Origin of the sequence: Acinetobacter sp. RG5, assembly GCF_031844265.1 — a bacterium.
Classification (GTDB): Bacteria; Pseudomonadota; Gammaproteobacteria; order Pseudomonadales; family Moraxellaceae; genus Acinetobacter.
On sequence record NZ_JAUZUV010000015.1, the window covers coordinates 29,122 to 50,393 of the forward strand.

The 21,272-nt window shown below is 47.1% G+C and carries 12 protein-coding genes; 5 read left to right on the top strand and 7 right to left on the bottom strand.

All coding sequences use genetic code 11. From position 1 onward, the window contains the following. Positions 1 to 274: 274 nt before the first annotated feature. Positions 275 to 2,629, top strand: a complete 2,355-nt coding sequence (locus Q9R21_RS11840) for a Tex family protein (protein WP_311204552.1) — start codon at positions 275 to 277, stop codon at positions 2,627 to 2,629. A 59-nt stretch (positions 2,630 to 2,688) separates the two neighbouring features. Here the strand turns inward: Q9R21_RS11840 and Q9R21_RS11845 are convergent, their stop codons facing one another. The 6 genes from Q9R21_RS11845 to Q9R21_RS11870 form a co-directional block, all read right to left on the bottom strand. Continuing rightward, positions 2,689 to 3,006 carry a hypothetical protein gene (locus Q9R21_RS11845; protein WP_004729331.1) on the bottom strand — a complete coding sequence of 106 codons (318 nt, stop codon included), beginning with the start codon at positions 3,004 to 3,006 and terminating at the stop codon, positions 2,689 to 2,691. A gap of 60 nt (positions 3,007 to 3,066) precedes the next feature. Continuing rightward, on the bottom strand, positions 3,067 to 4,146 hold the full coding sequence (locus tag Q9R21_RS11850; protein ID WP_311204553.1) for a patatin-like phospholipase family protein: 1,080 nt from the start codon (positions 4,144 to 4,146) through the stop codon (positions 3,067 to 3,069). Positions 4,147 to 4,299: 153 nt separating this feature from the next. Next, the gene (locus tag Q9R21_RS11855) at positions 4,300 to 5,919 is read right to left on the bottom strand and encodes an AarF/ABC1/UbiB kinase family protein (protein ID WP_004729335.1); all 1,620 of its coding nucleotides are present in this window, start codon (positions 5,917 to 5,919) and stop codon (positions 4,300 to 4,302) included. Between the two features lie 12 nt (positions 5,920 to 5,931). Continuing rightward, positions 5,932 to 6,609 carry an SCP2 domain-containing protein gene (locus tag Q9R21_RS11860; protein ID WP_180181295.1) on the bottom strand — a complete coding sequence of 226 codons (678 nt, stop codon included), beginning with the start codon at positions 6,607 to 6,609 and terminating at the stop codon, positions 5,932 to 5,934. A 12-nt stretch (positions 6,610 to 6,621) separates the two neighbouring features. After that, positions 6,622 to 7,566: a bifunctional demethylmenaquinone methyltransferase/2-methoxy-6-polyprenyl-1,4-benzoquinol methylase UbiE gene (gene ubiE, locus Q9R21_RS11865; RefSeq protein ID WP_311204554.1), complete on the bottom strand. Its 945-nt coding sequence runs from the start codon at positions 7,564 to 7,566 to the stop codon at positions 6,622 to 6,624. A gap of 146 nt (positions 7,567 to 7,712) precedes the next feature. Beyond that, positions 7,713 to 8,417: an FFLEELY motif protein gene (locus Q9R21_RS11870; RefSeq protein ID WP_311204555.1), complete on the bottom strand. Its 705-nt coding sequence runs from the start codon at positions 8,415 to 8,417 to the stop codon at positions 7,713 to 7,715. Between the two features lie 205 nt (positions 8,418 to 8,622). Between Q9R21_RS11870 and Q9R21_RS11875 the strand changes: the two genes are divergently transcribed. Continuing rightward, complete coding sequence (locus Q9R21_RS11875; protein ID WP_311204556.1) at positions 8,623 to 10,041, top strand: phosphate--AMP phosphotransferase; 1,419 nt, start codon at positions 8,623 to 8,625, stop codon at positions 10,039 to 10,041. Positions 10,042 to 10,095: 54 nt separating this feature from the next. Here the strand turns inward: Q9R21_RS11875 and Q9R21_RS11880 are convergent, their stop codons facing one another. Beyond that, positions 10,096 to 10,596, bottom strand: a complete 501-nt coding sequence (locus Q9R21_RS11880) for a hypothetical protein (RefSeq protein ID WP_253101504.1) — start codon at positions 10,594 to 10,596, stop codon at positions 10,096 to 10,098. Positions 10,597 to 10,773: 177 nt separating this feature from the next. On the opposite strand from Q9R21_RS11880, the gene Q9R21_RS11885 reads away from it, so the two are divergent. From Q9R21_RS11885 to recD, 3 genes are all read left to right on the top strand, one after another. Beyond that, positions 10,774 to 14,484: an exodeoxyribonuclease V subunit gamma gene (locus tag Q9R21_RS11885; RefSeq protein ID WP_311204557.1), complete on the top strand. Its 3,711-nt coding sequence runs from the start codon at positions 10,774 to 10,776 to the stop codon at positions 14,482 to 14,484. A gap of 4 nt (positions 14,485 to 14,488) precedes the next feature. Next, positions 14,489 to 18,613, top strand: a complete 4,125-nt coding sequence (locus Q9R21_RS11890; protein ID WP_311204558.1) for a UvrD-helicase domain-containing protein — start codon at positions 14,489 to 14,491, stop codon at positions 18,611 to 18,613. 71 nt (positions 18,614 to 18,684) lie between these two features. After that, positions 18,685 to 20,466: an exodeoxyribonuclease V subunit alpha gene (recD, locus tag Q9R21_RS11895; RefSeq protein WP_311204559.1), complete on the top strand. Its 1,782-nt coding sequence runs from the start codon at positions 18,685 to 18,687 to the stop codon at positions 20,464 to 20,466. Positions 20,467 to 21,272 lie beyond the last annotated feature (806 nt).

A 21,272-nucleotide genomic window follows, 5' to 3' on the forward strand; every position in this document is an offset into this window, starting at 1 on the left:
GATTCATTGATATTAATTGACTATGCTCTAAAGCACCAAATATTGCAGTTAAAATCAAGACATAGATACTAAATATATACATCTAAATGAGCAAAAAATACGATTTTAAGCTGGATAAAAAGCAAAGTTCATACAAACTTTATCGGGAAAAGCTGAAAACTGTGGCACTTCATAATATAAAGATGAGGTAAATTAATAAAAACAATGGTGGATTTTATAGACCCGGTCTTTATAATCATGCCATTTAGTACTTATCCTTGTGGGATCAAACACGATGACTGACTTAGTTCAGCAGTTGGCAAAAGAACTTGCCGTACGTCCAAATCAAGTTGAGGCTGCCATCAAGCTTATTGATGAAGGTGCCAGTGTTCCTTTTATTGCACGTTACCGTAAAGAAGTAACGCAAGGCTTAGACGATACGCAACTACGTCAACTCGATACGCGTTTATCATACTTGCGTGATTTGTATGAGCGTCGTGAAAAGGTGATTGAATCACTCAAAGAACAAGATAAATTATCTGATGATTTATTGGCGCGTGTGAATGCCGCTGAAACCAAAAATGCATTAGAAGAAATTTACGCGCCGTACCGTCCAAAACGTACCAGTAAATCATTCAAGGCCAAAGAAGCCGGTCTAGGCCCGATTGCCGAAAAAATCTTTAATGAAGCCGTTGATCCAGCTGAAGCTTTGGTGGGTTTTAGCCATGAAGATTACCCAGATACTGAAAGCCAGCTTGATGCGATCCAGCACATCCTGATTGATGACTGGGCGCAAAATATCGCGCTGACCACTGAACTTAAAGCGACATTTGCAAAAACTGCCGTGCTGAAAAGTTTGGTTGCCAGTGATGAGAAAAAAGAAGTCGGTAAAAAATTCCGTGATTATTTCGATTTCTCTGAAAACTTGAATAAAGTGCCTTCACACCGTTTATTGGCGATGCTGCGTGGCCGTCAAGAAAATGTTTTAGGCCTGAAAGTGGATGGCGAAGATGATGCCCCGTTGGCGCGTATTGAAACTGAATACAATCTTGAAACTATTCAGCCACAAGCGCGTCAGGATTTCTTGAAGCAAACTGCAAAACTATTTTGGCTCGGTAAAGTTCGTCCAACGATCGAACATTCATTGCTGACTGAAAAACGTCTGGCTGCTGAAACAGAAGCGATGAACGTCTTTGCTGAAAACCTGCGTCATTTACTGCTTTCTGCACCTGCAGGCGCACGTACCACTTTGGGCGTGGACCCGGGTATCCGTACCGGTGTGAAACTGGCGGTAGTGAACGAGTCTGGTGATGTTCTTGCACACAGCACGATTTATCCATTTGCACCAAAAGACGATAAAGAAGGTTCACTGGCCGAGCTGGCGCGTTTATGCCGCGAGTTCAATATTGACCTGATCGCGATTGGTAATGGTACTGCAAGCCGTGAAACTGAAGCTTTAGTTGCTGAAATGATGGCTGCGAACAGTGATCTGAAAATGACGCGTGTTTCTGTATCTGAAGCAGGTGCATCGGTGTATTCAGCATCTGAACTAGCTTCACAGGAACTGCCTGAACTAGATGTATCTATTCGTGGTGCGGTATCGATTGCACGCCGTTTACAAGATCCACTAGCAGAACTGGTGAAAATCGATCCGAAATCGATTGGTGTGGGTCAGTATCAACATGACGTGAACCAGACCGGTCTGGCGAAAACCCTTGAAGCGGTCGTTGAAGACTGTGTGAACTCAGTGGGTGTGGATGTAAATACTGCATCAGCAGCAATTCTGGGTTATATCGCGGGTCTGAATAAATCGATCGCACAGCAAATTGTGGAATTCCGTAAGGAAAATGGTCGTTTTGACAATCGTCAGTCTTTGAAAAAAGTACCACGTTTAGGCGAGCGTACTTTTGAGCAGGCTGCGGGCTTCTTGCGTATTCAAGATGGTACAGAACCACTGGATGCGTCTGCAGTTCACCCTGAGTCATATGCTTTGGTGAGCAAAATTGTTGAAGCAAAAGCAACGACTGTAAAAGACATCATTGGCAATACTGAAATCATTCGCCAAGTGAATGCAGAAGAATTTGCAGACGAGAAATTTGGTCTGCCGACGATTCAAGACGTATTGGCTGAACTGGAAAAACCGGGCCGTGACCCGCGTCCAGAATTCCGCACTGCTAAATTCCGTGATGACATTACTGAAGTTGCGCAATTGTCTGAAGGCATGCAACTGGAAGGTGTAGTCACTAACGTGACTAACTTCGGTGCATTTGTCGATGTGGGCGTGCATCAAGATGGTTTGGTGCATATTTCTGAACTTGCCAATGAATTCGTCGCTGATCCGCATAAAGTGGTGAAACCGGGTCAAATCGTACAAGTCCGTGTTTTGAATGTGGATGCTGAACGTAACCGCGTGAATCTGTCGATGCGTCCTGAAGGTTCTGAAGCGCCGGCGAAAGCACCACGTCAGCCACGTCGCGAGAACAATGAGCCACGTGGTGAACGTAAGCCTCAGGGTAAACGTCCACAGCAAGGACGTCCGCAAGGTGATCGCCCTCAGGGTAAGAAACCTCAAGCGGCTAAACCACAAGAGCAAAAAATTGGTGGTTTGGGTGCATTGCTATTGCAAGCAGGGATTAAAGGTTCTAAATAATTTTCAGATATCTTTAATTTAAAAAAACCTCCCAATTGGGAGGTTTTTTTATTGGATCATTATGAGTTAATCATCGGCACAATCCAGCTGGTGATAATCAGCAAAATACCGAGATGCCCCAATTTTCGTGTCACATAGACCAGTTTAGATGGTGGCTGTTCCAGTCTTTTTGCATATTCTTCCATGCTAATGCCGGGCTTGCCTTTACTGGTAAATAAAAACACCGCCAGGTCGATACAGATCAGAATCGTACCGATATCAGCGACCAGTTCCATCAGGACAAAATCCTGGCGATACAGCGACATGCTGACGCTATAAATCAGATAAATGGCGAAGGCCAGACACAGGTATTGCAGGACAACTAAAAACTTCTGCATAAATCTCAACAGTTCACAAAATTAAAGCAATTATACAAATAATCGGGCAGCTGCTGCCAATTACAAGGCTTGCATCACCTCAGCAAAATTCTGCTTCTCGACCAGTTCCAGAAATTCATCGCCCAGACGCTGACTTTCCGCAATACATTGCTTCCACAGCTGAATCCGTTGGGTTTGATCCAAACCTTTTAAGTTAAAGTCTTTACGATCAGGCAAACGACCCAAAGGCAAACTTTGCAGATATTGCTGCGATGGAGAAAGCAGCAAAGTTCGTGCCTGATTTTCTGGATTTGAGGTACGTTTAAATAACTTGTCGAACCAGCCGGGGGTAATGCTATCGGTAAAATGTGGATACAGCACAATGCCTTTGCTCTGAAAGGGCAGGTCAATGTGATAATCAATCAGGCCACCATCGCGATAATAACCCTGCGGTGCATCCGGAATATTGTTCACCGCTGCCATTACCCCGGGAATAGAGGCTGAAGCCATCAGCCAAGACAACACACTCTGTTCGGTCAGTGCATGATAATGCGTGGTAAATCCATCTTCAGCGATTTTAAACTGTTCACCGATATTGGGCTGGCTGATCACACGTTGCATGAAATAACGGCTGTGCCGGCGCGCGACTGCGGTCGTTCCAAGAATTCCAGCCACAGAAGCCAGCAACGGCAATGCCTTGTCACTCTGGAAAATGTGTTGGGCTTTAATTGAGATGACTGCGAGATGATAATCTGGATGATTGACCAGATCGTTTTCTTTGCCTTGTACCAGATTCAGCAGCATGCCACGGCAGATGTCGCTGACATCCTGACGGGTCATTTTTTTATGAAAATAGAGGTTGGTATAGAGTTCAGCTAAGCGTTCGGTTCCCTGTCGAGCACCATGTGCAGCCATACTGGCAAAGCGCCAGCTGCCAATCGAAGAACCCACCAAAGTTCTACGGTGAGGTGCACGTGGAAAAAACTCACCAAAAATCGCCTGATCCAGTCCCTGGATACCGATACCTTTGGGGCCACCTGCAGCACCAGGTACAATATCGACTTGTTCGGGTTGCAAACCTTGTTGCAGAATCAGCTCACGTGCCAGATGGCCGGCACGAATCGTCAGAGCAGGCGCACGTTTTTGTAAAATCTGTACCATGGTTGAACCTATACTAGCCAAATGTGTGCTTATTTTAAGCGATAGGTCTTAGGACCCAATGGCAAGATATGTCCTAAGGTGACTTTGGAGTCATGCGATGCCCAGAAAATAAAAAACCTGAACAGTGTCAGGTTTTTTTAAAAGCTCATTTAGTTATTTCGCAATCCGCCAGACGGCCAGTACACTCGCCAGTACAATCAGAATCACCGACACAAACCACGGTGAAATAATCGCAATTGCCAGCAGAATGGCCATGACGCTGCCAAACATCCAGCTACGCTTCTGTTGATGTTCCATTTGCAGGCGCATGCTTTGTAATTCATTGAGCTGTTTGGCATGCCAGGCCGACTGATTTTTTAAACCGTTTAAGCTGTCGATCATCAGGGTCGGTAAATCCTGTGCCCCTAAAAGCAGATCCGGAATTTTCTGTCCCAGTTCTTTCAGGTTCTTTTGCGGATTCATCTGGGCCTTGATCCAGTCCGTTAGGATCGGTTTGGCCAGACTCCAGATATCCAGTTCAGGATACAGGTCGGTTCCCAAACCTTCGACATGCACCAAAGTTTTTAGCAGTAGCATCAATTGAGGGGGAATTTCCAGATGGAAACGACGCGCGATATCCATGACTTCAATCAGAATGCCGGCAAAGTCCAGTTCATGCATCGGTTTTGAGACCATTGGCCCCACACTGCGGCGCATTTCACGAGCCAACGCATCCTGATCAGTTCCCGGTGGAATCCAGCCGGCCTGATGCACCACCTGAATCAGCTGCATAAAGTCGCTGTTCATGACCGCCAGTAGCATGCGTGCTACGGTCATCTGGTCATGCTTGGACAGCTCGCCCATAATCGCGCAGTCCAGCGCAATAAAACGCGGATTCGCCGGATTGATGGTTTCTACAAAGACGTTGCCCGGATGCATATCGGCATGGAAAAAATTATCGCGGAACACTTGAGTAAAGAAGATGGTCAGGCCTTTACGCGCCAGATCGGCACGATCCATGCCCAACCGGTCAAAGGTCGCGATATCTGAAATTGGTACCCCGGTAATACGCTCGGCCACCAGCACGTCTTTGCTGTCCATGTAAATTTCCGGCACATACATCATGCTCGAGCCGGTAAAATGATGGCGCATGCGGCGGGTATTGTCTGCTTCCAGCGTCAGGTCCAGTTCATTCAGAATGATCTGTCGATAATCCTGAATGATTTCCGACAGGTGCAATGCGCGGGCAGCTTCCAGACGTTTTTCCAGAAATTGACCGAGCCATTCCAGAATTTCAAAATCCTGCAAAATCTGCTGGCGAATATTCGGGCGGGTGACTTTAACCACCACTTCACGGCCATCATGCAGGGCAGCCGTATGCACCTGAGCAATCGAAGCTGCAGCCAGTGGCTGGGTATCGAAACGCGCGAATAGGGTATTTACATCAGCTTTCAGGGATTCCTGAATGCGCATCTTGGCCACGTCATTATCAAATGGCTTGACCCGGTCTTGCAGTAACACCAGTTGCTGTAAAACTTCAGGTGGAATCAGGTCACGGCGGGTCGAGAGCAGTTGACCGAGCTTGATCGCCAACGGCCCCATTTCTTCTAAAGCCAGTTTCAGCTTGAGCGGATTTTTACGTTCACGACTGGACCAGGCAGCCGGATGCATCCGGATGAGGGACAGTACATGCCGGGATTTTTCTGGTAATTCTTCCGCAGGAAACAACGTGTCGAGTCGATAGTGCGCGGCGATGCGCCAAAGTTCGAGTAAACGTGAAACATGCGGAATCATAAAGCTGTGTACCTAGTCTTGAGTAGAATTGTTTGAGGCATCGATTTGAGCCTGAAGTTGCTGGATTTTTGCTTCAACCCGATCTAAATTTTGATTCAGGATACGGGTGTCCTGATTCAGGTCATCCATTTGCCAGCGAGGGGCAAACAGACCGCTGTCTTCTTTTAAGGCATCTTCGGCAAAGAATAATTGACTTTGCAGGGTGCGTTTTAGCTGCTTGGGTAGCAGTTGCAATTTACCAATTTCATGCGCCAGTGTCGGGCCAATCCAAGGACTTAAATGCGCCGCCAGATCCAGTTCCGCCTGTTGCATGATGCGCTGGATTTCCTGCAATAACTTGTAGTCGCCTTGTAGGGGAATATTACCGACTTCATCGGAAAGCAGCAGCTTGAGTAATTCCACCACATTGCTGACCTGCAAGGTTGCTGTCGCTTCGGTGATTGTCGCGGAACTTGCGTCAAATGGACGTTGTTCAAAGACCGAAGGTGTTTCGGTATGACCGGTTGCCGTTGGTTCCAGACGAACTTTGCCTTCATCAAAAAACACATCAACCGAAAGCTGCGGCGAGGCGATCACCACCCGCAGCATTTTGCCGGACAGGGCATTCAGCTGGATGCGGGTAATGGCATCCAGATCAATCACATGATGAATCACGCGTTCAACAGCACCAAGTGCCAAAATTGACCACATAGGCAAGGAACCTTAAAGTTTGAAACCGCGGTGAACCGCAACAATCCCGCCAGTCAGGTTGTGATAGTCACAATTCTGGAAGCCGGCATTTTCCATCATGCCTTTCAGGGTGCGCTGATCTGGATGCATACGGATCGATTCAGCTAGGTATTTATAGCTTTCTGCATCATTGGCAATGATTTTTCCCATGATTGGCAATGCCGTGAACGAATACAGGTCATACAGTTTAGAGAATGGTTCAAACACTGGTTTAGAGAATTCCAGAACCAGTAAACGGCCACCTGGCTTAAGGACACGGTACATCGCAGCCAGTGCCGCATCTTTATCGGTGACGTTACGCAGACCGAAAGAAATCGTTAAAAGATCGAAGCTGTTGTCTGCAAATGGTTCTAAGGTTTCGGCATTGGCCAGAACGAAATCGACATTGGTACAGCCCGTATCAATCAGACGGTCACGACCGACATTCAGCATGGATTCGTTAATATCAGACAGTACCACATGACCCGTCGGGCCCACTTCGCGGCTAAAGACTTTAGCCAAGTCGCCAGTACCACCCGCGATATCCAGCACATGCTGGCCACGGCGTACACCTGACATATTGATTGCAAAACGCTTCCACAGGCGATGAATACCAAAAGACATCAGATCATTCATGATGTCGTATTTGCTCGCCACCGAGTGGAACACTTCTGCGACTTTCTGGGCTTTTTCTTCGCTGTTGACAGTTTGATAGCCAAAGTGCGTGGTTGAGCCGACGTTGCCTGTATTGGCACCGCGTGGCAGATTGTATTTAGGCACAGTACCCGTCACAGGCGTATCAGTCAGACGTTGTTCTAAAGATTGTTGCTGACCTTGCGGGGTGCCTTGTGGAAGGGGTTCAGTTAAGAATGGGCTCACTTTGTCTGTCTGTTGTGCCGACTCGGGGGTAGGGGTAGGCGTTGTATTTTCATTCGACATTGGAGTCACTCCTAACATATCAATCGGGTTAATCTTGCATTGTCTGCATCATGACAGATTCTAAAGGCTTATTCAGCAATCATGATGCAATTGTTATGAATAATATACAGAAAAATTCACGCTTGGCAGAAATACTCATCGGGTATTTACTGAAATGGTAGCGGATCGCCAGAATGTACTTTCTCGATAATCTGGCGTTCGGTTGCCGTGAACGCGCGTACAAATTTTTCTGCCGATTTGAGTGGCTTCATGGCCAGAAAACCATCCTGCATAAATTCATACATCACCTGAAAGTTATATTTATTCGCCGCGCCCTTACACATTTTAAAGGCCGTATAGACCACAAATGAACGCATATATTTATCCAGACTCATACCGAGCTGATCCAGTAGGGCTAACTGTTTCAGGCGTGCTTCACCCTGATCCAGTTTCAAATAGGTCAGGCGCATCATCTCGTCAGTCAGCGGTTCATGTGGATGATAATCCTGTAATAACTGAATCGCGACCTGTTCATCCAGCTGTACCGCCAGAATAGCCAACTCTACGCCTGAGGTGCCGGTTTTAATGGCATTTTCCGGAATAACTTTTTCTGCTTTATGCGCATATTTCATCAGCCGGGCAATCTGTTCCGCCAGCGCATCAAAGTCAGCGCCGCCGTAGAGACGGTTCAGGAAATATTCGGACATCAACAGGTTTTGTTTTTCAGCAAAATGGGCGCGATGGGTGCGCTGCATGCGGACTTTCTGCCAGGCTTGCACATCCTCTAAACGGCTTAGAATGTCAGACCGGGTGTGATAAGCCAGTTGATAATAATGCGCTAACAGATCATCGAGTACGGCAAGTTTGGACATGAGGCTTCAATTATGATTGGAGGATGCAAGAATCTTAGAGGCTGCCGGACAATCCTGCTATGACAAATTGAACAGAGATCGGGCATTTGTATGTCAATCTGTTGTTTAAATAGCCAATTTAATCGTGTGAAAAACGTTGCCAGAGCTATTTTTGCGCTGAAACTCCTCGCTATACTGCAGACAGAATAAAAGATCAGGGTTGAAGATGCGTATGGAACAACCACAATTTCAGTTAATGGATGAAGATCAGCTGTCTGTCGAGCTGATTGATGCCCAATATAATTTAAAAAAGACCCGGGGCCAGAAAAATGCCAAAAGTCTGGTGATTCTGGTGAATGGCATTGAGCTGGCCGGCAAGGGTGAAGCGGTTAAACAGTTACGTGAATGGGTCGATCCGCGCTATTTGCGTGTGAAAGCCGATAAGCCTCAGCTAGCCGGCCCGAAGCAGACCTTGTGGCAACCTTATGCACGTTTTATTCCTGCCGAAGGCCAGATCATGGTGCTGTTTGGTAACTGGTACAGTGATCTGCTTGGCAGTGCCATGCAAGCTGAAAGCCCGCTGAGTGATGCACAGTTTGATGAATATCTGCAAGAGATGCAGGCCTTTGAACAGGACCTGAAAAATAACCATGTGGATGTGATCAAGGTCTGGTTTGACCTGTCCTGGAAAGTCTTGCAAAAACGTCTGGATGCCATGGATCCGAGTGAAACTCACTGGCATCAACTGCATGGTCTGGACTGGCGCAATCGCAAAGAATATGACACCTTGCAGCGCCTGCGTCAGCGCTTTACCGAGGACTGGTTCATTATTGATGGCGAAGATGAGCAGCAGCGCGACCAGCAATTTGCCCAGTATATCCTGAGTGCCTTGAAACATTGTCCGGATCATCCCGCCAGAGCCAAGGGAAGATGGAAACAGGCCAAGATTCCCGAGCAGTTAAAACATCCTTCCAAGACTCAAGCCCAGCCAGAAGATTACAAACCGGAACTAAAAAAATTAACCGCGAAGGTCGCCAAAGCCATGCGTTCCGATTCGCGTAATGTGGTAATTCTGTTTGAGGGCATGGATGCTGCTGGCAAGGGCGGCGCGATCAAGCGGATTGTCAAAAAACTCGATCCACGTGAATATGAAATTCATACCATTGCCGCACCAGAAAAATATGAGCTGAGCCGTCCTTATTTATGGCGCTTCTGGACCAAGCTGCAAACCGATGATGATATCTGCATTTTTGACCGTTCCTGGTATGGTCGGGTATTGGTAGAACGGGTAGAAGGGTTTTCTAGTCCGGTAGAATGGCAGCGTGCTTATGATGAAATTAACCGTTTTGAACAGAGCCTGGTCAAGCATCAAACGGTGATTGTGAAAATCTGGCTGGCAATCTCTAAAGAGGAACAGGCAGCGCGTTTTAAGGCGCGTGAAGATACACCGCATAAGCGTTTTAAAATTACTGAAGAAGACTGGCGTAACCGGGAACGCTGGGACGATTATCTGAAAGCGGCAGCCGATATGTTTGAACATACCTCGACCGAGGAAGCGCCCTGGCATATTATTGCGACCGATGATAAGAATACCGCACGGGTCGAGGTGTTAAAGGCTATTTTAAAACAGCTTCAGGCAGAATAGTCTACCTGAAGTAGAGGATTTTAAAAAGTTTAAAAATATTCAGCTTAAATAGTATTAACCTTGGGCGACCTGTTTTTGCTGGATACTTTTAGCAGTGCGATAGCAGTCTTGCACATGAGCATCGGCAATTTTTTTCATGACAAAATAACCCAGACTTGCGGCCACCAGCTGACCACCTAGTGGAATGAATTTTGTGACTTGCTTTATCAGCACTTTCGCTGCAACATTGTTCAAAGATTTTTTAACTGCCGTGCGTGCGACCACCAGGCCGGAAAATTCTACGCCACGTTTACGCAGCTCCTGCCAGTGAATCTGACGGGTTTTCGGGTCATAAACACTGATCTGATCAGGGGCCAAGCCGAAGCGGGCATTGATCTCGGGAATCAATTGCGACAAGATGCCGACATCAATGACCACGTCCATAAAAGGTACCGGAATCACGGCGGCACCAGCAGAATAGTAGGCGCGTTTTTTGGTGAGTTCCAGGCATTCGTCGCGGATTTGTTCTAAATCTAGGCTCGGATCGAGACGTTCAGGAATTTTATCTAATTTCATGGGCACTACCTAAGCTCTATGTTGTTTTTTTCTATTCAAGCATCTTTAAGATGCTTTTTTCAAAGAAATTTTTTGACTGAAGTGTGGTTTTAAAGTGTCATAGAGCGCTCGGGATGTATAGTAAATAATCTTTATCGTTTTGTAGTAAAAACCACATTCAGCAGTTCAGGGGAACCAATGGCCATTCATGTTATTCAGAGTCAACGTATTGATGTGCTTTTGGATAGTATGCTGCGTATTGTCAACCAAACTGCCCGGAATCCATTTGAGGTGTTACAAACCCGGCACTTTATTGTGCCATCTCCGGCAGTAGAAACTTGGCTGACCCAGAAAATTGCCGAGAAAAAAGGCATTAGTGCCAATACCCAGTTTCATCACCGGATTCGCGCCTTTCAATGGACTTCTTATCAGTGGGTATTGAATGCGCCTAAAGAAGTGGAACAGGTGCGTGAAGCCAATATTCCGCGCATTATCATCAAATGGCGCGTGTTTCAGGCGCTGCGAAAATGCATTCTGCCTGAACAGATTCCTTTAGATGTCGATCATCCACTGTATTCCATTGTGAAGCGGATTTATGACAGTGCCGACCGGCTGGAACAGGGCACAGAAAAACAGCTGAAAAAACAGAGCATGCTATACTGGGTGGCGGAGCAGGTGTCACGTTTGTTCAGTCATTATATGGATTATCGCGGTTATTGCGCGCGTAACTGTCCTCCAAACAACTGCAGTTGTCCGAGTAACTGGCTCGAGGCCTGGGGACAGGATATTGCGCTCGATATCGAACAGATGCTCTATAGCCCCAAAGATGAAAATGGCCATGAGATGCAGGTGGCCGATTTCGTCAAGACTCAGGCGCGTGAGCTGGAAGCCTGGCAGCGCTGGTTGTGGCAGCATGTATTTCAGGATGACTATGCCAAAATCCTGGAGATTGAACGCCTGTATTGGGAGCGGCTGGAGAATGCAGAAACCCGCGCCCAGGCTCTAAAACGACTACCGGCCCAGATTGTGGTATTTAGCCTGTTAGAATTGCCACCGAGCCAGCTGGATTTTTTACGCCGTCTGGGCCAGTACATTGATATCTATATTTTTCAATTCAACCCCTCGCAGGAATACTGGGCCGACAGTGTCGATCCGGACTGGAAAGCCAGATTTGATTTGCAGCGGGAAGAGCGCTTTATTCAGCGTTTTGAAAAAACCCGTCAACGTAAACCGAATGATGCGGAAATAAAAGATTTCAGGATCAAGCAGCTGAACTTTAATGCCGAAGACCGGGAATCGCGGCATCCGCTCCTGACCCGATTCGGCAAGCAGGCACGGGATCATTTTTCTCTACTCTCTAAACTGTCTTCGGGGGAAGAGGGTCTCTGGGCCGATGTCTTTGTCGATGAATATCAGGACAGGCTGCTGGCCAAAATCCAGTCGGATATCCTGTATTTGCTCGAGCCCGAGCAGCATCAATATGCTTTAAGCCCTGATGATGATTCGGTACAGATTCATGTCTGTCATTCTTCATTACGTCAGCTGGAAGTTCTCAAAGAACAACTGATTCACTGGCTGGCTCAAGGTAATGAAGAAGCGCCGCGTCAGCCCAGTGATATTCTGGTGTTGACGCCAAGTCTGAAAGAACTGGAACCGGCAATTCGCAGTGTCTTTGCGCCACCACCGCGTGAGCGCGAAACCGGCAGCAAACGCCTGCAAAAAGATAACCTGTATTTACCGATCCAGATTGCCGGGGTGTCGCGTCTGGATGTCAGCAATGCCTGGCGCGCGGTACTGGGCCGGATTCAGTGGGTACGGCGCCGTTTCAGTATTGAGGACTTTGCCGACTGGCTCAGCCTGAATGCGACCCAGCAGTATTATGGTCTGGACTATAGTCAGGTAGAGCGGATGTTACAATTGCTGACAGATGCTGGCTTCAAGCGTGGATTGGACCAGCAGCATTTACAGCAAAGTCTGAGCGCAGGCGATGAGGATTACCGGTTTAGCTTTAAATTCGCGCTGGACCGTCTGGCGTTGGGTCTGGCGATTCCTGAACATACCCTGTTTCAGGACACCTTGAGTTATGCCAAGGTTCTGACCAGTGATTTTCCCTTGATATCCACCCTGATCCGGATTTATCAGGATCTGGTAGAGCGCCGTGACTGGCTGACTTTGCATGAAACTGGACAGCGCACGCCAGTCAAAACCTGGCTGGAATATCTGCGCGCCGATCTGAACGAGTTCCGTGATGCTGGCGTGGAATCGCTCAAAACCGTTGCCGAGATTATCGACAAGCAAATGCGGATGCTGACCTTGGCCGATTATCATGACCAGGATGATCCGCATGCCAGTCAGGAACTGGTGGCACTCAGTCTGCCTCTGCCTTATGTGCTGGAAGAAATTCAGAATACCCTGGAGATGCAGCTGGATCAGGCCGAACCGACCGGACAGATTACTTTTAGCCAGATTGGTCAGATCCGGCCATTGCCTTATAAACTGGTGGTGATGCTGAATCTGGATAGCGGTAAATTTCCGAGCCGTAATCAACAGGTTCCGTTTGACCTGATGCGTAGCCTGAAGCCGCAACTCGGTGACCGTTCCCGTCTGGATGACGAGCAGGGCGCCTTTCTGGATGCCTTGCTGCTGGCACAGGAAAATCTATGGCTGTTCTATAATGGCTTTGATCTGGAGGATGGTGAGGCTCGCGATCCATCCACTGCCTTGCAGGAACTGGTTCAACATATCGCGCTGATCTGCCAGTCTGAACAGCCGGATGTCGAAGTCGATCCGATGGTGGATATTCATGGTCTATCGGTCGCTCAACATATCCAGCAGCTTTATCATGTACATCCCTTGCAGCCTTTTGATCCGGCCGGATTCGCAGATATGCAGACACCACGTTATCAGGATCAGTGGTTTGCAGTGGCAGAATATATCCGCAGCGCCGAAGGCAAACGCAGCAGCTGGATTAATGCACATTATCCGGCACTAGAACAAAAAGAAATCCGGGTACTCAAAGGTGATGAATGGATCCGCGATATGATTTTCCCGGCACGTCTATTCCTGAAAAGTGTCGGGGTTTCCACGATTCGCTATGCCGATTTGCCGAGTTCCCGGGAACCCTTATTATTGAACAAGCTGGAACAGTATCAGGTGCGGGATTTCCTGTTGCAACAAGAGCAGGAGATTGAGCCGAACCTGATGCTGGACCGTTTGCCGGTGGGCAAAACCCAGCAAGCCACCTGGCTGGGCAGCCAGCAGGAACAGCAGTTATTGCAAGAACGTTTGCTACAGTTGGGCAAAGAACTGACGCCAGTCACCCAACAATCCCTGCAGTTCAGTCCTGAACTGATCATTCATATAAACGTGCCTCAGGTTCCACACAGCAGCTACTGGCTGAGTATGCAATCCTCTTCGGCCTCGGAAAAACGCCGTGCCCAGGTCTGGCTGGAGTATCTGCTGTGGCTGGCTTACTTAAATGATGATGCACGCTCACCAGAACTGGAGCGCATTGTCATTTTCAGTAATAAAACCCTGAAGTTTTCTGGCTTGAGTTCGAGCAAGGCACATGAGTATTTGCAGCTCTGGTTAAAGGCCTGGGAAATTGGTCAACAGCAGCCGCTGGTCTTGCCGGCAGAATTACTGATGAAAAAAGAGTGGCAGTGGGCCGAGAATGGACAGGGTAAAATGACCATTGTGGAAATGCAGGAATTGTTGGAAGCCTGGAACAACAGTTATAGTCCTAAAACAGCTAAGCCATTGACTTCGAATGAATCTAGTGTCTTGCATCAGGATTGGCAATTTATTTTGCAAGATCAGGATCCGGATCTGGCCTTGCAAAACTGCTGTCATGATTTTGCCCATGGCCTGTATGCACCAATTCATCAACATCTGGAATGGGTGAAATAGCCGTATGACTTTCTTAAAGCAGCAGACGCAAACAGCCATTTCTACCAATCCGATTCAGGACATGAAGTTTCGGGGCCTACACTGGATTGAAGCCTCGGCAGGCACCGGCAAGACCTATACGCTATCCAGTCTGATGGTGCGGATTTTTCTGGACCAGTATTATCCGCATCAGGTGATTGCGACGACATTTACCCGTAAGGCCACGGCTGAACTGAAAAACCGGGTACGGCTTCGCGTCGAGGAAACGCTGGCTTATATCCAGCGTCATCAGCAGCTCAATTCAGTTGAAATCGCAGCAAAAATCCAGAATGAAACCGATCCTTTATTTCAGCAGGTACTGAAAGATTATGGTTCACGGCTGGATTATGCCCGTCGCCGTTTACGTCTGGTGCTAAACCAGCTGGATGAACTGTTTGTCGGCACCCTGGACAGCTTTAGCCAGAAACTGTTACGTGAATTTGCCTTTGAAAGTGGCAAGATTGAACGTGCAGAACTGACCGAAGATCAGGATCTGTATATTCAGCAGCTGATTCATGATGTGCTGCGTGACTGGATTCAGCAGCAGCCGCAATATATGGTCAATCATCTGTATGTTCAGAATCTGCTGAAACCGGTGGAGCATTATACCGGGCTGGTGCGTGATGCCCTGAATTTCAGCAAGCAGCATTTCCGCAAGATCGAACTGGCTGAATGTGACCTGAACAAATTGGAAGCCTGCATCAGTCAATTAGTGAGTATTCAGGAGCATGATCTTGCCGTCATGCGGCGTTATTGTCAGGAAAGTCCGAAGTATTTTCACAAGAGTTTTTTGACCAAGTTAACCGAAATTTGTGAAAACTTTATGACCTGGAGCGCAGCCCTGAAAAATCAGGGTGGCATGAGTTTCTTTGATGCTGAATTGCAGCCGATTTTACTGAATCTGTGCCATTTGCGCCGCAAGAAAACCGATTTCCAGCCGACTACTCAGGTCTTTAACAAAAGCTGTCCGGATGCAGAGCAGCAGCTGATTTTGCAACATAGTCTGATCGTGGCAATTGATGCGCTGTGTGAGGTCAAACAGTATCTGGATGAGCAGCTGCAACAGCTTACCACCTATCTGGAATTTCATATTATTCAAAGTGTGCAGACCCGTTTGCCGCAAACCTTGCAGCAGCAGGGTGAAACCACTTTTTCCCAGCAAATCCGTACATTGGCAGAAGCATTGCAAGGCCAGCAGGGGCAGCGTTTTGCCCAGTTTGTGCAGGCACGTTATCCGCTGATTCTGGTCGATGAATTTCAGGACACCAATCAGGATCAGGATGATCTGCTGGCCAAGATCTGGCGTGATGCCAACCGGGTGCAGTCCGGTTGCATGATTATGGTCGGTGATCCGAAACAGGCAATTTATGGTTTCCGCGGCGGCGACATGCTGACTTATAACAAGGCACACGCTGACGTACGCCACAAGCAGGGTCGTGAATATACCTTGATGCAGAACCATCGTTCAGTCAAACCGCTCGTAGAAGTGGTTGATGCGCTGTTCCAGCGGCAAATGGATTTTGGCGAACAGGTGCAGTACACCCTGATTCAGGCGGGCAGTCGTCCGCATCCGGATCTCATCGATAGTGGGGGATGTAACCCGCAGCCATTACGCTGGATTCAGCTGGGTGAATCGGATGTGGAAGCAGATCAGGCGGTCTGGAAAATCCGTGCATTGCTGAATCAGTCTGCCCAGCAGCAACTGTACTTTCAGCAGCAAGAGCATCAGCAAAGCCTGAGCGCAGATGATATTGCCGTGTTGGGATTTGGGCATTTTGCTCTGGAACAGGTGAAGCAGCGTCTGCAGCGTATGGGCATTCCCTGCTATAAAGAATCCAAACAGAGCGTGTTTGCCAGTCCAATCGCTCAGGATGTCGCGGCAGTATTGACGGCGATCATGGATCCTTTCAATGAGGCCAAGGTCAAGCGGGCTTTACTAACCCGTCTGCTGGGCTTCAATCTGAAAAAACTGATTGATTTGCAAAGCCAGAGTGAAGGCCTCAGTCGCTATATTGCGGATCTGGATATAATTCGGGAAATGTGGTTTGAGAAAGGCTTTTTGACCGCCTGGAATTATGCACTGAACCTGTTTCAGGTCTGGACCAATCTGGTGGCCAGTCAAAGTCTGGACAATGAGCGGGTGGTGGTCAATCTGCGCCATCTGACCGAGATGCTGAGCCAGCAGAGTGAATATTATCAGGGGGCGCAAAAACTCTATCACTGGTATTTGCGCCAGCTTCAGTCGCCTTCAGGCAAGGACAGTGAAAAAGAACGCAAGCTGTCTGGGGATCATGGAGTGCAGCTGATGACCATTCATGCTTCCAAAGGGCTGGAATTTAAAGTGGTGTTTTTATTGGGAGCAGATGCTGCTTTTGATGTGAATAAAGGCAACCTGAATTTTTCCCTGTCTGCGCCTGAACAGGACAATATTCTAGAACAATCCCGGGTGATTGCAGTCAATCACAAGAATTTGCATGAGCAGGCGATTCTGCAGAACGCAGCGCGTAATGCTGCCGAAAACCACCGGCTCTGGTATGTGGCGCTGACCCGTGCCAGTCACCGGGTATATGCCATGCTGCAGGACCAGAATGCACAGTCCGATTCCGGGCTGGCCTTCTGGCGTGGTCAGGGAGATCAACTGTTTCAACATGCTTTAAGTCTGGTCGAGCCGTCTCTGTCTCAGGAACCACCGCGTCTGGTCGAGCAGTCGAACCATCATCAGATTGAAATGCGGGCGCAACCTTTGCCAGAGCGGCAGTTTTATCCGCGAACCAAAACCAGTTTTACTGCCTTGTCACAGCATCAGCTACATGGACATATCTTGCAGGACAATCTGGTCACGGCTTCTGAACAGCCCGATAGTGCCGCTGATGAAATTCATTTTACAGATCTGGAAGAACAGCCAGCAGCCGTGCCTTTAGACTGGATTAGGCTGAATTTTCCTAAAGGTACCGTAGCCGGAACATTCCTACACAGCATTTTTGAACATATTGATTTTCAGGACAGCAGTTACTGGAATCTGGAAATCCGGCGCCGTTTTAAAAATACCGCACCGCAAATCTGGCAGGAACTGAAAGAAAAATTTGAACAGGCTTTTCATATACGTAGTGTACTGGAACAGGCTTTTTTCCCACATTATCAGACAGCAGTGGTGAATTTGCGCACCCTGTTTCAGGTAGCAGCTCAGACAGATTTCAAAGCCGAGGAATTGCGTCAGAGTATGCAGCGCGTATTGTCCAGCCTGAACTATAAGTTATTGACCGGAATTCGCCTGCATGATCAAAGTGAAGCTTATCGTCAGCAATGGCAGCAGCTGTTTCACTCGGCACAGCAGCTCGAGCGTTCGGCTCTGTTGGAATTTTTAAATCAGTTTCAGGTGTATTTCGATGGGCTGGAGGATGACGCCTTTATCCAGTTTTTTGAACAGGAAATAGCTCAGCTCATACGCTCTGCAAGCACTGAATCGCTGAATGTGGACAGTATTTTCCAGACGGCTTTTGAGGGATTGCTGGACGAGATCACAGAAGATATTTTGCTGAACCTGATGCATGACTGGGTGCGTGATATTCTTATTACCCCGATTCAGGCAGATTTTGCGTTGGCACAGCTGGAGGCTAAACAGTATCTGTCAGAATTTCCTTTTTATCTGTCCTTGACCGATGCCCCTTTGCAGATTTGGCAAATCCATCAGCTTTTTCTCGAACATGACATGGTCATGAGCGATTTTAATGAAGCCAAGTCGGCGCGATATCTGACCGGTTCCATCGATCTGGTGTATTTTGATGGCCAGCGTTACCATATTGCCGATTATAAAAGTAATTTTCTCGGCCCTGATCAGCAGCAATATAGCGCTGAGGCGATTCAGGAGAATATGAGCCAGTCTAGTTACTGGTTGCAGGCCGCTCTGTATCTGGTGGCGCTGCATCGTTATCTGAGTGCCAATATGCAGGGCTATTCGATTCAGCAGCATCTGGGCGGCGCAACCTATCTGTATTTGCGCGGGATGAATGGTCAGACGCAGCAAGGAGCCTATCATTGGCAACCGGACACTGAATTCATAGAAAAACTGGATCAAATCCTGGGCTATTTTGAGCAGAAAAAATCAGCATGATTTTGCAGTTTTATAAAATATATAGAAATTAAACAGAAAACTATCCTGTGGATAACTTTGAGGATAACTGTGTGGAAAATGAGCAGAATCACGTGTCGCAGCAAGACTCCAATTTAATGGCTTGGATTGACTATCTGTGTCGGCCTCCATTCAGTACAGCTGCATTTGATCCGGCAGCAAAATTATTGATCCAGCAATTGCTTGAAGCGATGCAGGCGGGGGATAGCTGTATCGAAGTTGATCCTCAGCAGGTTGCCTTATTACATAATCTGGTTCTAGACCGCCGTCAGCAGAGTGCAGGAATTGCACCATTTATTTGTGCAGATCAGCATTTATATTTGTACCGTTACTGGCAGCTGGAGCAGGCGGTAGCCTCACATATTGCTCGGATTAAAGCCCAACCGGTTACCGCTATTGATTTATCCGAACGTAATCGCAATTTATTGTCAGATCCACAGCAAAAATTGGCACTGGAAATGGTTGCGCGGCAGGCGCTGAATATTATTACCGGCGGTCCGGGTACCGGTAAAACCTATACCTTGGCGCATATGATTGCGGTCCTGCATGAAGCCTTGCCAAATATCCGGATTGCCATGGCAGCACCTACCGGAAAGGCCGCACAGCGCATGAAAGAAGCACTGCAAAAAGCCTTGCACAGTGAAGCTCTACAACAGTTTGAGCTAGAACCCTTAAAACAGTTACAACCGGTCACCCTACATCGCTTATTGGGTTTGGGTACTCGCGGACAGCCACGCTTTCATGCCAAACAACCTTTGCCCTATGATGTGATTGTGGTCGATGAAGCCTCGATGCTGGATTTGAATCTGTCACAGATGTTGCTGGCCGCCGTACCGTCTCATGCACGGCTGATTTTACTCGGTGATGCAGACCAGCTGGCTTCTGTGGATGTCGGAACGGTACTGGCAGATTTACAGCAAGTAGTGACTCTGGAAGATAACCGAGTCAATTTAATCACCACACGACGTTTTGCGCCAGGGGCCAAGATTGGCGCAATAGCGGAGTTTATCCAGCAGAATCATGAGCCTTCTCACGTCTTGCAAAAATTTGAGCAGCAAATCGTGGCAGCCAGTGAGTTACAGGCGATCGATTTGGATCAGGTGAAGATCGACCAGTTGCAGTTACAATACCTGCTCGCTGGTGCCGAACAGACCGCGCATAATTTGAATCAGTATTATGACCAGCTGATGTATGGTTATCAGGCTTATGTACAGGCCATAAAAACAGAACGAAACTCAGCTGATTTTGAACACTATGTGCAACAGGTGGTCAAAACTTTTGATGATTACCGTATTTTAACGGCAATCCGTTCTGGTGATCTGGGGCTGCTCAAGATCAATCTACAGATTGAACAACGTTTTTTAGCAGCCCAAGGTCAGTTGAAACAGGGCGACTGGTATGTCGGACGACCCGTCATGATGAGCTATAACGACTATCAGTTGGGCCTGTCCAATGGTGATATTGGTATCTGTTTTTTACGTGAGCAATCTGGTCAACGTCAGTTTGAAGTGTATTTCCCGAGTCTGGAAAAATGGGTATTAGCCACCCGTTTACCTAAAAGTATTGAAACCGCTTTTGCGCTGACCATTCATAAATCTCAAGGTTCAGAATTTTCCCATACGGCAGTGGTGCTGGATCAATATGCAAAAAATTTATTGAGCAAAGAGTTGATTTATACTGCAATTACTCGAGCCAAAAAAGTGGTCAGTTTATTGGTAGATTATGATGCTTTTACACAAGCACTTTGTGTTAAAACTACCCGGAAAAGTGGTTTGAGCCAAAAAATCATTGAACAATCTAGTAATTTAATTGGCAAAAATAATCAAATCTTGTAGGTAAAAGCTTACAAGGATTCAGGAAATTGACGCATAGAGCTTTTGCTCGGTTTTTGAGAAGATTGGTTCTACAAAATAACTCAACACGGAAAGTTGAGCATAATCGCATAATGATAATAATAATGTCGGTAGACAGCGAACTTACAGTGAAGTAAGTGAAAGAGGAAACTTACAGCCGCTAAGCCTTGTAGTTTTGGGAGAGACTACAAGGCTTTTTTATATCCTGATTTTTTTATAGGAAGCTTGCTGGATTTTTATCCTAATTTCTTAGCAAAAATTTTCAGCCCTAGCCAGTAAACTTAAGTAAATAGCGTTAAATAAAACGAGAGCTGTGTAACATTATGCAAATTTTCACCCTGTGATGTACGAAATGGCTTACAGCAAAATGAGGCAAATACCTCTAGTTGTCTGGTGGGAATATGGCAAAATCTACCACACAAGGAAGATGATTTTTCAACAGGATGTTTGAAAATAATAATAAGCGTAAAACGCCATAATAATAAAATAAATAATAATGATAAGAGAAAGAACTACAGCGCCAAAAAGCCCGAGTTTACTCGGGCTTTTTTTTATCCATTTTCTATGGGGAGTAGCTGAAGATTCAAGCGAGCTAAAGGGTTTGCGGGCTTTTCAAAGGAGTTTCTATATTTAATTTATTCTGGATTTATTTCATTAAAATAATGCAAAACCTGAATCTTTAAGGAACAAGAGTCATCGGATCTGAGCTGTATCAATGAGCAACCAAAACCATGCAAAAATCTGGATCTATTTTTGCAATTTGATGCGTTTTCCCTTAAAATATGCAA